Here is a 15,955-nt window from a genome sequence, read left to right as displayed (position 1 = left end):
TAAGCTTATATCTTTTTCTTCAAAAGAAAGACAGCCAATACAAAGCTTTTGTTTTTTTTAACTATACTTCTTGTAAAGCTTTCACTACCCTTTAAAACCCTAGCGGTTCCTTCTTTTACCCTATTGTTTAAGAGATAATTTATACCAGCTATACCTCCACCGTTTTTGGTTTTAAAAAATTTAATCAACATTTCATCAACCTTTTATACTACAAGTTTATTTAGTAAGCTTTCAATACTTATTAAACTTTTTAACACAACATTATCTAAGCTTTTATTGGTATTTATATATTTTGCTATTTGATTAATATTATTACCTATCCTTGATAATTCTATAATCATAGCTTTATCAAATTTATGAATGGGTGGTTTAGAGTGCAATATAATATATCTTATGTAACTAGATATACTAAATCCTGATAAGTTAGCTTTAAGCATAAGACTATCCATTTCATCGTCATTTAATCTTATGCTTATTTTACAAGTCCTATTATTTTTTAGTTTCATCAAAGTACCTTTTGTCTTGCATTAGTTAAATATTGTGCTATAGCAACTAGAGTAAAAACTATTCTTGAATTTTTAGCATCGCCAATTTTTATGTATTCGGGCAAGTTTCTTCCTTCTTTAATCCTGAGATCTAGTGTTGAAACTCCTATGCCAAGGACTTTGGCTGTTTCTTTCCTATTTAAGCTTTGTCTGCCCTGAAATTGTCTCTCAAGACTTTCAATGGTTAGTTTTAAAAAATTTACATTATCCATTTTTTATCCTTTTCTTAATCTTATTTAATACTAATTATACGTTTGGAAATTAGTTTTAGTTAAAAAATACTGGAAATTTAAAAAAGTAAATAAAATATAGTAATTTAGAGCAAATTAGAGTAAAAAATTTAATTACTGAGTTTTATTGTGTTTAATATATTAACTTGCTGATAGTTAAATAAAATAAAGATAAATTAGAATTGGGAGATAAGTTATTTTTATTCATATAAGTTTTCTACAATTTCTTTTCCACTATCAGGCATGAGTTTTGCATATCTTAGAGTATGGTTTATATCTGAATGATTCATTAGTTTTTTAATAGTTAGTATAGGAGTTCCTGCTATTGCAAGATGGGATGCAAAGGTATGTCTTAGTGTGTGTATGACTACTCTATTAGCTGTATCATAAATTTCCAGGTCTTTATTGAAAAGTTTGTTCAGCAGCGGTTGAATAACATTTTGAATTGTAGCTTTTGGCTTATTTATCAAAAAATCATTTGCTGAAATATCAGTATAAATTTTAAGTATCATATTCAAAGCTTTTTTGCTTAAAAATCCAGTATATTTACTAGAAGTTTTAAAGTCTTTTATTATAACTGATTTTGTTGATAAGGATACATCTTTTTTCTTTATATTTAAAACACCTTCAAGTCTAGCTCCAGTGCAAAGAGCAAGTTCTATAAATAATTCTAGGGCAAAATCTCCTTTTTTAGCGACTTCCTTGCGAAGTAAATCTATTTCTACAATTTCTAAAAATCTTTCTCTTTTATTGTCAGGTTTTTTAGTTTCTATTTTATATGGACTTATGTGGTTTATTTTATTCGTTCTTATGGCATAGTTAAAGATAGTTCTTATTATTCCTATTATAGAGTTTAGTCTAGATTGAGATAGTTTTCGTTTTGTTTTTGGCGAAATTATTTTAGTAAGTGCTTTATAGTGTTCGTCTATCATTTCAGAAGTAATATCTATTGTGTACATTTTGCCAAATTTATCTTTATGATAAATTTCATAATCTCTTTTTTGCTCTTTAATGTTTTTTTCATTGTTTGGATTTTGTTCTAATTTAAAATTAAAAAAATTCTGTGCTATCTGATCAAAAGTAAGGGAATTTTTACTATTTTTATGAGCTATTTTTTTAGATATGCTATCGGGAAGTTCACCATTTCTTTGTTTTGCATCAAATTCTTTTTTCTTATTATATGCATATGTTACATTAACTCCTTCTGATTTTGAACCTATTTTAATATTTGCTTTTTTATTGTTTATATTAATTCTTATATAATAAACAACATCACCATTTTTTAGATTATTAATCCAAACCCCAGGGTATTTATTAACACCAAAGGTTGAATTATAGTTTTTTAAATTTTTTGACATAGCCATTCCTAAATTTGTTCCCTATTTGTTCCCAAAAATTGTAAAAGTACATGATATTCTAGTATAACTTAGAGTAAGCTGAAGCTATAAAAATACCTATTTTAGGGTATTTTGTATCATTTTATAATATTTAAGAATTATATATTTTTGAATCCAGCATCCGGAGCCATTACTACTTAAAAATCTCCATTTTAACGATAGTTTAACTTCTTTAAGTTTTTATCAAATTTGTAAAATTTGTTCCCAGAATTTTATTAAACTCTAAAATATTTCATAGTATTTTCAGTTTTTATAAAATAAGGAATATCAACAAACAAAATAGCAAGGAGACAGCATAATTGCTAGTATTGCTAAGAAAATTGATAATTACTGTAAGTAAAACTATTGCAAAAAGCAACATAATTCATTGCAATTGTAATTTTAGAGATTATAAATTAAATGAACTAGGTAATATTAAATACAATGATATAAAAAAATATAAGTTTTAAAAATAATTTTATGTTTTATTTGTTTGTGAGATAATTTTAAAACTAACAAAGACATACTAAGTGAATGCAAGAAAAATAAAAAATAGCTATTCAAATAAGTGAGTTTATAATTTCAAGTATTTTAGTATATAAATTTATAGTTAAGCATAATCAATCATTACTTAAACCTTTCTTGCAAAAACTAAGATTATAAGCAAAACAAATTAAAAATATTATAGGTTGGAATATATATTATTTTAAAATTAATAATGATATACTTACAAAATTAATGTAGTCTATTATAATAAATATAGATATAATAGAGTTTAACAATTAAAGAAAGGTTGTTGAAGATGAAAATTAAAATAGTTTTGTTAGTTTGGTGCTTGGTTTCTGTTTTAAATGCAAATAATGTATCATCAAGTACTGGAGTATTTGAATTTAATAAAGAGTCAGAACAAAAGATAACGCAAAACCCTGAACTTAGAGATGATGGAAATATTATTTATGTTAGTAATATCAGTGGAGTAGGCGAAAGCCTAGAAAAAGCTAAAAAAGATGCTATACAAAATGCCATGAAATTTGGCGTAGGTGAATACTTGGTATCAAAATAAGAATTAAATAATGATGAATTAAAACAAGAAGTTATAAACCACTCAAATGCCTATGTGCTTGACTACCAACAGATAAATGAAGCAAACGAAGGTGGTATTTACAAAGTTATAGCAGATGTAAAGCTAGAAAAAAATAAGGTTTTAGGAACCTTAAGTAAATTAAACATAAATCACATGGATTTAAGTTCAGGTGTTTTGCAAAATTATATCGATGATCAAGTCAATAAAAAAGAAAATGCTGAAAAATTAATTAAAAATGAAATAATTAAACCTTTTCAAGACGGATATGCTTACGATATTGAAATTTTAGATATTCAACCTTTAAACAGAAGCGACTTAATAAAATCTAGAGATATAAGAGGCAATAATTTTAAAGATGCTTATATATATAAAAAAATCGTATTGAGAAGGGTGATATAAATGAATTTTTTGTAGCTAAAGTAAAAATTAAAATGAATGAGAATTATGTAAAAAAGGCAGAAAAAATTATAAGTCAATTTTCTGAAAAATTAAGTGATAATATTGATAAAAAGGCAAATTTTGTAGTAGATAATCGCTCATATTTTATCACTGATGACCATATAAGAGAAAAAATATTTAATAAAAATTTAAATATTATTGATATCCATGGTCTTGTTTTTAAGATTATTGATAATCAAGATGAAGTATGGATAAGAAAATGTGTTCCTGATAAAAAAAGAATGAATATTATGGATTTAAGTGGTTCATTTGAAAGTCAATATGCAAATCTTGAACGTGAATTTATATCTGATTTACCTTATTTTTTCACACTTAAAAAACTAAAGAAATTTAAAGCTGCTGATAAAAAAACAATATAGAATTTTATTATGATAAGGAAATTGATACTCAGTACAATAGTATTATAGTGCTGTTGCAATCTATAAGTCCTAAGCATGTAGATAATCCATATTTATATAATAAAACTCAATATTTACATTTTATAACCAAAGAAAGAATTTTTTATATATTAATAAAATTAGACAATCAAGATATAGAAAATAAAAAAAGAATCGATTTTAATTTGCTTTATACTGAAATAAATGAATGTAATGACTAAGGAGTGATCAATGAAAAAGTTTTTATCAATTTGTGCTATTGTAGTAATAGCTAATGCAGGTATAGATTCAGTTGGTATTGATGAAAGTGGCAATATCAAACTAAAAGCTACAAGCGAAGATGTAATGAAGATAGGAGATGTAAGAGATAAACAAGCTTGTCTTAAAAGAGCAGAATTAAAAGCTAAAGCCGATATAGCTAAATTTTTTAAAGAGCAAATTACTTCAAAAGATGTAATTGATGAACTTTCTCAACAAACAGAAAATGCAAAAATAGAGGCTGGTGCTGAGTCAGAGACTATTAATAGAGATGTTATTGTAAATGAGACTACACAGATACAAAATAATGCTGAAGCGGCATTACGTGGGGTTGTTGTAATTGAGAAAATAGCTTCAGTTGAAACAAAGGAGTGTAGTGTAACTGTAGGTTTTAATAGTAAAACTTTAAAAGTAGCAGAGGCTGCAACTAGAGCTATGCAAAAATCAATGTCAGGAGATACGGAAGTTATTAATTCCAATGGTATATCTGTAATCAAATCTAATAATAATTCATCTAGTAGAAGTGGAATAGAAAAAGCCCAAAGTTCTTCTAAAAGATCATCTATGTATGATGAATTTTAATGGTATATCTTAATAACACTATCAATATTTATTTTAAAAATGCTAGTGTTTTTATTTAAAAGACACTAAGCAAAGAATTATATTATATATTTAAATTATTTTTATATAATTAATAAAACATCTTTTAAGATAAAAAGGTGTATTCATGGATAGCAATGCCAATATCAATAATATAAAAAAAGAAATTTATCCATTATATGCAGAAATGCTAAGTGAGTTAAGGCATATTTTAGAAAAAATAAATACTAGAGTTTTTTGCTTTCAACGGGGAAAGGATTATCCATGTAATAAAGATGATGGAATTTTATTTGTAGGAAAAGCTACAAATGGATGGACTAGTAACTCTATAAATGTTGATGAATTATTTGATATAAATAATGAAAAAAATAATTTTTACTATAAATGATCAAATTAAGTGGGTAAATGATACAAAAAATAATAACAATGGATACAATAGCAACAAATCTGCATTTTGGAGAGTTGTTCGAAGTATTTCTAATAAATATTACAATGCTTAACAATTAATGAATTTTGTAAAAAATTTAATATTTCTTTAAATATAGAAAAAACAATAAAACCACATCACAACACACTAGATATGGGCAGATGATAATATAAGTAAATTTTTATGTTTGCTTATATTATCACAGGAAGTTTAAATTTTTAATTTTTTGATATAATTAAAGTATTATTTTAAATTTAAGTTGTTGGTATGAATCCTGAAGATGTTGCTAGAATAGATATTGATAAATTACTTATTAGTGCTGGTTTTATTATTCAAGATATGGTTGAATTTAATAGAACAGCATCTCTTGGAATAGCTGTTCGTGAATTTGTTATGCAAGATGGCACTAAAGCTGATTATCTAATTTTTATAGATGGAAAAGCTTGCGGTGTCATAGAAGCAAAAAAGAGCGGAACATCACTAAGCGGAGTAGAAAACCAGTCAATAAAATACGCAAATAATTTACCAAAAAATGTAAGGTGTTACCAAAATCCTTTACCATTTTTATATGAAAGCAATTCAAAAGAGATTTATTTTACAAATTTAAAGGATGACAATCCAAGATCTAGAAAAATATTTGCCTTTCATAAACCTGAATTTTTACGAGAACTTTTAAATCAACAAAGCACTCTTAGGAATAAGTTTAAAAATTTTCCAACACTTAATAGGGCAAATTTAAGAGATTGTCAATTTGAGGCAATCAGTTCAGTCGAAAACTCACTTCGTGATCTAAAACCAAGAGCACTTATACAAATGGCAACAGGTGCTGGTAAAACATATACTGCTTGTAATTTTATATATAGATTAATTAAATTTGCAAATGCAAAAAGAGTACTATTTTTGGTAGATAGAAACAACCTAGCAAGACAAACAAAAAAAGAATTTGAAAATTTTCATTTAAGTGATGAAAACCGTAAATTTAGCGAAGTTTATATAGTTCAGCACTTAAGCACTAATGCTATAGATAAAGATGCAAAAGTTGTTATTACAACTATACAAAGATTATACTCTATGTTGCAAAATGAATCAGAATATGATGAAGTAAATGAAGAAATTTCAGCTTTTGAAACCAAACCAGTCCAACAAAAAAATGTTGTGTACAATCCAAAAGTTCCTATTGAAACATTTGATTTTATTGTAGTTGATGAGTGTCATAGAAGTATTTATGGAGAGTGGCGACAAGTTTTAGAATATTTTGATGCATTTTTGATAGGACTAACTGCTACTCCCTCAAAACAAACTTTGGGATATTTTAATAAAAATTTGGTTTCATCTTATCCGCTGGAACGCTCTATTGTTGATAAAATCAATGTTGATTGCAATATTTTTAGGATTAAAACTAAAATTTCAGAGGGTGGCAGCACCATTGAGGCAGGAGAAATTCCTACGATAGATAAAAGAACTAGAGAGCAAAGATATGAAAGTTTAGATGAAGACTTAGAGTACTCTTCTAAAGATCTTGACTATTCTGTTTTAGCTCCAAATCAAATTATAACCGTTTTAGAGTGTTATAAAAATTCTATTTTTACACAGCTTTTTCCAGAACGTGAGCCAAATTTTGTACCAAAAACTTTGATATTTGCCAAAGATGATAATCACGCAGAAAACATAACAAGACTAGCAAGGGAAGTATTTAACAAAGGAAATGAATTTTGCAAAAAGATAACCTACAACATAGGAAATGAAGATCCAGAAAGTCTTATAAAAGCTTTTAAAATAGACCCTAAATTTCGTATAGCAGTAACTGTTGATATGATAGCCACAGGAACAGATATAAAAGCTCTTGAGGTAATAATTTTTTTAAGAGATGTTAAATCTTCTATTTATTATGAGCAGATGAAAGGAAGAGGCGTTAGAACTATAAACTCAAATGACCTACAAAGTATAACCCCAAATGCTATATCAAAAGATAAATTTTACATCATAGACGCAGTAGGAGTAACGGAAAGTAAAAAAAGTCTCTCATCTACACTTGAGCGAAAAAAAAGTTTAAGTCTAAAAAAACTTTTAGAAAATGTTGCAAAAGGCGATATAAGCGATGATACTCTTAGCACATTAGCAGGTAGGATCGTAAGAATAGAGGCAAATATAAATAACGATGATAAAAATAAAATCAAAAGTTTAACAGATGGAAAAAGTTTGTCAAATATAACTAATGAAATTTTAGATACTCTTGATGGTGATAAAACTATAAGTAAAACTCAAGATGAAATAGATGCATTAAAAGATGCTACTGTAAAACCATTTAATTCCCCAGCTCTTAGAACACTTTTAGTTGACCTTAGTTCAAAATCAAAAATTTATATAGATTTGGTTTCAACTGATGAGGTTGTAAGTGCTGATTTTAGTAAAGAAAAAGCACAAGAGCTTATAGTAAGCTTTAAAGATTTTATTGATAAAAACAAAGATGAAATAGAGGCTCTTAGCATAATTTATAATACAAATTACAAAAATAAATCTCTTACATATAAACTTATAAAAGAGCTTGATGAGAAACTAAAAACCTCACTTTTAGAACCTGAAAAAATTTGGGAAGCATACTATGTAATTCAAGATAATAAAGTAAGAACTAAGAAAGTTAGCATCGCAGAGTGCTTAACAAATCTCATACAACTTATAAAATTTGCCATTGGTTTTAATGATGAATTAGTTGAATTTAGTTCAGTTGCAAATTCTCGTTTTGAGCTTTGGTGTGGTAGGCAGATAAATAAGGGTATAAGTTTTAGCGATGAACAAATGGAGTTTTTAAGGCTTATAAAAGACTACATAATAACAAATTCTTGTCTTGATAAAAACGACATACAAGAGCTACTAGGCGATAAAGGTGGCATTTTTAAAGCAAACAAACTTTTTTCAAATTTTGATGATTTGTTAGATGATTTAAATTTAGCTATAGTGGCGTAAAGGAAAACAATGAAAAACAATATTTTAACTATAGATGAAATATCTTTAGATGAAATAAAAAGTTATTACGAATGTTTAAGTGAAATATCGGATAATGAACTTTTTGAAGGCTTATTGGCTAATGGTCTTTTTGCTGATAAAATACCAAATTTTTTATCATCTGAAATATTTTTTAATTTTGTTAATAATAAAGATATAAATTTTGAGCAGAAAAGTTTTTTATATATAAAATATGAAAACATGAGAAATATAAATATTCCTAGACTTCTAGCAATACCAAATCCGTTTGCATACTATAAACAGTGTAAAATTTTAAAAGAAAATTGGGATAATCTAAGAGAACATTTTAAAGAAAAAACAAAAGATGATAAGCATAAAATTAGTAGAATACATATCAGAAAAATATTTGATAGTAAAAAAATATTTGAAATGAACTACAAAACTCATAAAAAAGATGGAAATCCAGAACAAAAAATTTTTATAGGAAAAAAATATCTAGTAAAAGCTGATATTTCAAATTGTTTTCCTAGTATCTATACACATTCTATAGCATGGGCTTTGATTGGAAAAGAAGAAGCCAAGAAAAATAAAAATAAAAACAACGAATGGTATAACCAAATAGATAAATCAACAACATGGCTGAACAATAATGAAACCCATGGGTTACTAATAGGACCGCATACTTCCAATGTAATTTCTGAAATTATTTTAGTGTGTGTTGACAATGAGCTTTCCAAAAAATATGAATACATAAGAAATATAGATGACTATTCTTGCTATGTAGAAACAAAAGAAAAAGCAGATCAATTTTTAATAGATTTGTCAAAAGAATTAAAGAAATTTGATTTATCTTTAAATCATAAAAAAACTGAAATTGTAGAATTACCAATTCCTTACAATAATGAATGGGTTAGAAAATTAAAACTATTTAAATTAGAACATTATCTTGAGTCAAATACTAATATTAAGAAAATTAATTATAAAGATGTTTGTTTGCTTTTAGATACAGGAGTAGAATTAATGAAAAACAATAAAGATAATGCTGCTATTTTAAACTATGCTATTAAAATTTTACTCAGAGAAAAAATGTCATTGAATGCAGAAAAATACTTTATAGATACTATTCATCATTTGCTTTTAATCTATCCATATCTTGTCATTTTATTAGAAAAGATTTTTGATAATATAAATATGGATATAAAAAAAACTAGTCAAATTTCTGATGATATTTTTAGTTTAGGAATTAGAACAAACAATTATGAACTTATGTCTTATGCTATATATTTTTCATTAAAATATAATTTTAAACTTAAACATAAAAATTTAATCAAAGAAGCAAATAAACAAGAAGATTGTATTTTTATGCTACTTTGCTATTTATATGATAAAAAGAATTTAAGTAAATATAAAGATAAATTTAAAAAATATGTAAACATTGCTAAAAAATTCATCGTAGACCAAAATAATATTAAAGTATTAAATGATGAATTCTGGCTATTTGCATATGAAGTTTTAAAAATGGAAAAAGATAAATCTTTACAAAAATGTAAAGATTGGAAGCAATTGCAAGATAATGATATTTCTTTTATAAATTTTGAAAAAATAAATTTAAATTATAAAAATAATACAAAAAATAAAGAATAAAAATGAATAACATTCCAAAACATTGGCAGATTAAAAAGCTTGGGGAAGTTTTTAATATTTATCGCGGAGGTTCCCCACGCCCTATAAAAGATTTTTTAACAGATGATAAAGATGGTATTAATTGGATAAAAATTGGAGATGTTGATAATGGCTCAAAATACATAACTAAAACAAAACAAAAAATTATAAAAAGTGGTTTGCAAAAAAGCAGAGAAGTAAATGCAGGGGATTTGCTTTTAACAAATTCTATGAGTTATGGTAGACCATATATATCTAAAATAAAAGGAGCAATTCACGATGGCTGGCTTGTGTTCTATCCAAAAATAGATATATGTAAAAACTATGTTTTTTATTTTTTTACTAGCTTTAAAACTTATGAAAATTTATCTAGTTTAGCTGTTGGGTCTACAGTAAAAAACTTACAGATAAAGTTCATAGAAAATCTTGAAATTCCACTTCCTCCACTTGATGAGCAAAATAAAATTGTTGAAAAAATAGAAGATTGTTTTGAAAAGATTGATTTTGCTATTTTAAAACTTGAAAAATCAAAAGAGCTTATAAAAACATACAAGCAATCAGTATTAAGCGATGCATTTAATGGTAAATTGATAAATTCAAATTCAAAACATTGGCAGATTAAAAAGCTTGGGGAAGTTTTTAATATTTATCGCGGAGGTTCCCCACGCCCTATAAAAGATTTTTTAACAGATGATAAAGATGGTATTAATTGGATAAAAATTGGAGATGTTGATAATGGCTCAAAATACATAACTAAAACAAAACAAAAAATTATAAAAAGTGGTTTGCAAAAAAGCAGAGAAGTAAATGCAGGGGATTTGCTTTTAACAAATTCTATGAGTTATGGTAGACCATATATATCTAAAATAAAAGGAGCAATTCACGATGGCTGGCTTGTGTTCTATCCAAAAATAGATATATGTAAAAACTATGTTTTTTATTTTTTTACTAGCTTTAAAACTTATGAAAATTTATCTAGTTTAGCTGTTGGGTCTACAGTAAAAAACTTACAGATAAAGTTCATAGAAAATCTTGAAATTCCACTTCCTCCACTTGATGAGCAAAATAAAATAGTTTTAGAAATAGAAAAAAGGTTTAAAGTTGCAGATAGCACATTAAGCTTGATAGAAGAAAATTTACAAAAAGCAAAAGTCTTAAAACAAAGTATTTTACAAAAAGCTTTTAATGGTGAGTTAGTAAAGGATTAAAATGGGTGAAAACAACTTAGTAAGCAAAGTTTGGAACTATGCAAGCGTATTAAGAGATAGTGGGGTAAATTATACAGAATATGTATCGCAACTTACCTATCTTATATTTTTAAAGATGGATGATGAGAGAGTTAAAAATTTAAACTCAGTTTCCAAAATACCAAAAGATTGCTCTTGGGAGTATATAAAATCTCTTGATGGTGAAAGTCTAGAGAGTGCTTATACAAATGCTCTTGCAACTCTTTCTAAAATGGATGGAATTATAGGTACTATATACCAAAAAGCACAAAATAAGATAAATGAGCCAGCAAAGTTAAAAAGAATTGTGAGTATGATAAACGATGAGACTTGGATGGGGCTTGATGTGGATGTAAAAGGTGTGATATATGAGGGATTACTTCAAAAAAATGCAACTGAGAGTAAAAGTGGTGCTGGGCAGTATTTCACGCCTAGGGCTTTGATAAACACGATAGTTGAAGTAATGAGACCAAATATAGATGACAGTATTCGCGACCCTGCTTGTGGAACAGGTGGATTTTTACTTGCTGCTTATGAATATATGAAAAAACAGAGCAAAGATAAGGAGAAATTATCTAATTTAAAACAAAATTTAAGTGGAACTGATATATCTCCACTTGTGGTTAGTTTATGTGCTATGAATTTGTATTTGCATGACATAGGTGTGGATACAAGTCCAGTAAAAGCAGGAGATTCTTTACTTAGTTTAGGCGAAACAAGGTATGATATGGTTCTTACAAATCCACCTTTTGGTAAAAAGTCTTCAACAAAAGTTATGGATAGTGATGGCGGAGTTAGTGTAGAAAAAGATAGTTATGAAAGAGATGATTTTATCATAAGCACATCAAACAAACAGATAAATTTTTTACAACATATAATGAGCATTTTGAAAATAGGTGGCAGAGCAGCTGTAGTGCTTCCTGATAATGTACTATTTGAGGGAGGAGCTGGAGAAAAAGTAAGACAAAGGCTCCTTAGTAGTTTTAGATTGCATACTATTTTAAGGCTTCCAACTGGTATATTTTATGCACAAGGGGTTAAGGCAAATGTTTTGTTTTTTGATAAAACTACTATAACTAGTAATGAGTATGCGACAAAAGAAATTTGGATATATGATTTTCGCACTAATCAAAATTTTACACTTGTAACAAACCCTTTAAAACAAAGCGATTTAAAAGATTTTATAAAATGTTACAACTCAAAAGATATAACTAAACGCAAGGAGAGTGAGAAATTTAAAAAGTTTAGCATTGATGAAGTATTATCAAGAGAAAAAACAAATCTTGACATAACTTGGCTTAAAGACGACTCTTTTCAGGATTTAGAAAATTTACCCGAGCCAAAATTCGTGTTAGATGAAATTTTACAGAATTTACAAAGTGCTTTAGATGAGTTTAAAAAAATAGATGTTTAGTTTTGGTATTTTATAATAAAAAAAGGTGCACTTGTGTAACCCCCAATGAGATATTTTTGTTAGATTTGTTTTATAGAAAGCATTATCATATAATGAAAATTTTAAAGAAATTGTCTATGTATTAGATTAAATTTATACATTATATTTTTTATTTTTCAAACATTCAAATAAGGAGCTAGGGTAGGTTGTTAAAACGATATAGAAAATTTAGCATCTACACCATTTGATTTTGAATCACTATTATAGGCTTCTTCATATGATAAACTAAATTTCATATTTTTTGCAAATGCAACTTCTATGCCTAAGTCTAAAGTAGTTAAGTTTTTAAGCTCTTTTCCTCTTAGATGAGCAGTTCCTATAAATATCTCAAATTTAGAGTTATTTTCCACTGTGAAAATTCATACCAATTAGTTCGGATCAATATAAATCAGATATATTGCAAAAGACAAAAAAGCAGATGTTATGGTTTCAATCCTTTAGAATATCTACTTTTTCATTCATAGTATTTTTTAGTCATTCATAGGCTCTTACTGTCATTCAGAGCGAAGCAAAGAATCTCATAATTTTTTTAATTTAATTATTTTATAAATTTAAACAAAAAACAAGTATTAACTTAAAACTAGATCCTTCGGGTAAACCCTCAGGATGACTAGGTAGAAAAAGTCGGGTCAATATATAACTTTCAATTGGTAGTTTTTAAACAAATTTAATCTTTTTATTTTTAATAAAAGAAGTTTTAAGATAAGCCAAAGTATCTAAAATCATTAAAAAAGTTCGCAAATCAATTATAAAGTATTTTGATAATAAATTTATATAAATAGGTCTTGTTATTTAAATATGTCAGGTTTATTTACAAATTCACTGCTTTAAAATAATGGTAAAAGCAACGCCATCTTGTCGGTTTTGGACTAAAATTTTGCCCTGCATTTTCTCCTCTATAATTGCTTTAGCTAGGTAAAGCCCTATACCAGTGCCTTTTTTCTCTTTAGTTGTAAAATATGGATCAAATATATGTGGTATGATTTTTTCATCTATACCGCCTGCGTTATCTGAGATTTGAATTTGAATTTGGGTGTTTATTTTTTCTATATTTATATCTATATTTGGTGATTTTATCTGTTTGTCTACAAAGGCATCTTTGGAATTTACTATTAGATTCATCAAAACTTGGGAAAACTCATTTTTGTTACCATAAATGGAAGTATGCTGTTTGTCATAAATGTTTATTTTAATGTTGTTATGTTTTAGAGTTGGTCCTATTATTTTTAAAATAGAATCAATTGCATTTTGCACAAAAAACTCTTTTTTAACAGTATCACTTCTGTAAAAATCTTTAAAGTTATCAATGGTATTTGACATAAATTCAATCTGGTGCATAGATGTATCTAAGGACTTTTCTAAAAGTTCATCTTTTAGTTTTCCCTTTGCTTGAAATTCCTTTAAATTTTGCAAAGTTAGAGAGAGTCTTGTAATTGGATGCCTCCATTGGTGGGCTATATTTCCTATCATATCGCCTAGTTCAACTAATTTGTTTTGATGCTGTAAAAGTCTATCTTTTTTTGCGTTTTTTAGACTCTCTATCTGCACTTTTTTGTCTAAATTTATAGCTAGTTCCCTTAGTTTTTGTGCTTGTAAAACGACTATTTCATACATCTTTTTTAAAGGGCTTGAAAAAATCATACTAAAGATGATTGACATAAAAAAGGAAAATATCAAAATTGCTACTACCATTTTATTGTTATTATCTGTTAGCTCTTGTTTTGATTTTTCACTTTTTATAAGAAGCAGATTTAGCTTTTGTTTTCCTAAATTTAGAGGCTGTATGTAGATTGTGTCGCTAAGCACTTTAGCTTTTTGCTTGTTTTTATTTATATTTTCAACCATTTTAGTTGTTAAATCATCTTCAAGTCTATGTTTTGAGTCATAAAAAGACCAGTCGTGCTCTTTGTTTTTGTGCTTTATGTAGTATCCGTTCATGTCAGTTATATACATATCATAAATTGTAGATTTTGTTATGCTCTCTAAGAGGTCTTGGATAAATATATTTATTATCAAAATTCCTTGAAATTTAGCTTTTATGTAGATAGGAGTTGCAACTCTAGCAACTGCTTTGTTTGGCTTTTCAATCTTGCCATGCTCTATGTTTAAATCAATTGGAGAAAACCAAACAGCATGGTTTGGGATATCTTTTGAGCTTGTAAAATAGTAGCGGTTTGATTTGTCTTGTAAATTTAGATTTTTATATGGCTCATCATATTGATTATCTCTTTCAAATCGTATTTTTTCAACACCATTTTTATCAAGAAATCTTAACTGCATATAGTCTTTGTTTGCATCCATTATAGTTAGCAAAAGCAGGTCTATGTAGTATTCATACGAGTTATCTTCTATGAAATTTAAAAAATACTCATTTTTGGCAATTGCTAAAACAGAGTCAGCCTTTTTCTTGAAAAAAGTATCAAACTCTTTTTTCTTTTCACTACTTTGCAAAGCAGCTTCTCTTTCAAAATCACGCAAATTTAAGTCATTTGAGAGATGTATATGTATAATGGTAATGGAGATTATAAGTAGTATTGTAAAAGTTATATAGGATAAAAATAGCTTAAATCCAAATTTCTTATGCTCTTTTGATAATTTTTCTATTTCAGGCATATTTTTCTATCTTGTAGCCTATATTTCTAACATTAATTATAAAATTTTCCCTTAATTTTTCTCTTAATTTTTTAATCTTAGTTCTTAATGTATTATCGCAAATATCCTTACCTTCCCATACATAGTTTATTATAACTTCTGGGCTCATTGCTGTGCCTATATTTTTTACAAGTAGATAAAGTAGCTCTTTTTCTTGAGAATTTAGCTCAACAATCTCTTCTTTATAATACAGTTGCATTGAGTTTAAATCAAATGAATAGTTATTTGTAATATCCATAATCTTTGCACTATCTTTGTGCATAAGTTTGTTTATCCTAAGTTCTAGTTCCTCAAACATAAAGGGTTTTCTAACATAATCATTACAGCCTGCACTATAACCCTCTTTTACATTTTCTAAATCATTCATAGCAGTTAGATAAATGGCTGGCGTGTCGCTTGTTTTTCTTATCTGTTTTAGAGTTTCTATGCCATTTTTTATAGGTGTGTTGATATCTAGTAAAAATATATCATATATGGTTAAATCAGCATTATCAAGCAGTGTTTGACCATCATTATAAAAGTCCACACGGTGACCATTTAGTTCAAAATAGTTTTTTACCTGTTCGCAAATAAAATCATCATCTTCTAGTAAAAGTATTTTCATAATACACCCTTTTATGAAAAATTATACCATTAAATTTT

16 protein-coding genes are annotated in these 15,955 nt (G+C 26.9%); 9 read left to right on the top strand and 7 right to left on the bottom strand.

Annotated elements, in window-relative coordinates; all coding sequences use genetic code 11:
- Positions 1-5 precede the first annotated feature (5 nt).
- From CBLAS_RS07040 to CBLAS_RS07025, 4 genes are all read right to left on the bottom strand, one after another.
- Positions 6-191 (bottom strand): hypothetical protein, encoded by a 186-nt coding sequence (locus CBLAS_RS07040; protein WP_106872344.1) that lies wholly within the window; start codon positions 189-191, stop codon positions 6-8.
- A gap of 12 nt (positions 192-203) precedes the next feature.
- Entirely contained in the window at positions 204-506 is a 303-nt protein-coding gene (locus tag CBLAS_RS07035) for a plasmid mobilization protein (protein WP_106872346.1), read from the bottom strand.
- Entirely contained in the window at positions 506-757 is a 252-nt protein-coding gene (locus CBLAS_RS07030; protein WP_106872348.1) for a helix-turn-helix transcriptional regulator, read from the bottom strand. Before CBLAS_RS07030 ends, CBLAS_RS07035 begins: the two co-directional genes overlap by 1 nt.
- 218 nt (positions 758-975) lie before the next feature.
- Positions 976-2,133 (bottom strand): tyrosine-type recombinase/integrase, encoded by a 1,158-nt coding sequence (locus tag CBLAS_RS07025; RefSeq protein ID WP_106872350.1) that lies wholly within the window; start codon positions 2,131-2,133, stop codon positions 976-978.
- 820 nt (positions 2,134-2,953) lie between these two features.
- Here CBLAS_RS07025 and CBLAS_RS09595 point away from each other — a divergent pair.
- The 9 genes from CBLAS_RS09595 to CBLAS_RS06990 all read left to right on the top strand — a co-directional run bounded on the left by CBLAS_RS09595 (position 2,954) and on the right by CBLAS_RS06990 (position 12,622).
- Entirely contained in the window at positions 2,954-3,214 is a 261-nt protein-coding gene (locus CBLAS_RS09595) for a hypothetical protein (protein ID WP_241517625.1), read from the top strand.
- 54 nt (positions 3,215-3,268) lie between these two features.
- Complete coding sequence (locus tag CBLAS_RS09590; protein ID WP_241517626.1) at positions 3,269-3,634, top strand: hypothetical protein; 366 nt, start codon at positions 3,269-3,271, stop codon at positions 3,632-3,634.
- 32 nt (positions 3,635-3,666) lie between these two features.
- Complete coding sequence (locus CBLAS_RS09585; protein ID WP_241517627.1) at positions 3,667-4,053, top strand: hypothetical protein; 387 nt, start codon at positions 3,667-3,669, stop codon at positions 4,051-4,053.
- 249 nt (positions 4,054-4,302) lie between these two features.
- On the top strand, positions 4,303-4,911 hold the full coding sequence (locus CBLAS_RS07015) for a hypothetical protein (protein ID WP_106872352.1): 609 nt from the start codon (positions 4,303-4,305) through the stop codon (positions 4,909-4,911).
- A 145-nt stretch (positions 4,912-5,056) separates the two neighbouring features.
- Positions 5,057-5,317 (top strand): hypothetical protein, encoded by a 261-nt coding sequence (locus CBLAS_RS07010; protein ID WP_106872354.1) that lies wholly within the window; start codon positions 5,057-5,059, stop codon positions 5,315-5,317.
- A gap of 306 nt (positions 5,318-5,623) precedes the next feature.
- On the top strand, positions 5,624-8,320 hold the full coding sequence (locus CBLAS_RS07005; RefSeq protein WP_106872356.1) for a type I restriction endonuclease subunit R: 2,697 nt from the start codon (positions 5,624-5,626) through the stop codon (positions 8,318-8,320).
- Positions 8,321-8,329: 9 nt separating this feature from the next.
- A complete protein-coding gene (drt4, locus tag CBLAS_RS07000; RefSeq protein WP_106872358.1) occupies positions 8,330-9,964 on the top strand; it encodes an antiviral reverse transcriptase Drt4 in 1,635 nt (544 codons plus the stop codon).
- A 2-nt stretch (positions 9,965-9,966) separates the two neighbouring features.
- On the top strand, positions 9,967-11,190 hold the full coding sequence (locus CBLAS_RS06995; RefSeq protein ID WP_172658196.1) for a restriction endonuclease subunit S: 1,224 nt from the start codon (positions 9,967-9,969) through the stop codon (positions 11,188-11,190).
- Between the two features lies 1 nt (position 11,191).
- Entirely contained in the window at positions 11,192-12,622 is a 1,431-nt protein-coding gene (locus tag CBLAS_RS06990) for a type I restriction-modification system subunit M (RefSeq protein WP_106872362.1), read from the top strand.
- Between the two features lie 188 nt (positions 12,623-12,810).
- Here CBLAS_RS06990 and CBLAS_RS06985 read toward each other — a convergent pair whose 3' ends face one another.
- From CBLAS_RS06985 to CBLAS_RS06975, 3 genes are all read right to left on the bottom strand, one after another.
- Complete coding sequence (locus tag CBLAS_RS06985; RefSeq protein WP_106872364.1) at positions 12,811-13,011, bottom strand: hypothetical protein; 201 nt, start codon at positions 13,009-13,011, stop codon at positions 12,811-12,813.
- 469 nt (positions 13,012-13,480) lie between these two features.
- Positions 13,481-15,274, bottom strand: a complete 1,794-nt coding sequence (locus CBLAS_RS06980; protein ID WP_106872366.1) for a sensor histidine kinase — start codon at positions 15,272-15,274, stop codon at positions 13,481-13,483.
- On the bottom strand, positions 15,267-15,917 hold the full coding sequence (locus CBLAS_RS06975; protein WP_106872368.1) for a response regulator transcription factor: 651 nt from the start codon (positions 15,915-15,917) through the stop codon (positions 15,267-15,269). The genes CBLAS_RS06980 and CBLAS_RS06975 overlap by 8 nt, the downstream gene beginning before the upstream one ends.
- Positions 15,918-15,955 lie beyond the last annotated feature (38 nt).

Origin of the sequence: Campylobacter blaseri (assembly GCF_013201895.1) — a bacterium.
In the GTDB taxonomy this organism is placed as follows: domain Bacteria; phylum Campylobacterota; class Campylobacteria; order Campylobacterales; family Campylobacteraceae; genus Campylobacter_B; species Campylobacter_B blaseri.
Note: the sequence above shows the minus strand (reverse complement) of the source record. Positions and strands in the feature narration are given on the sequence as shown.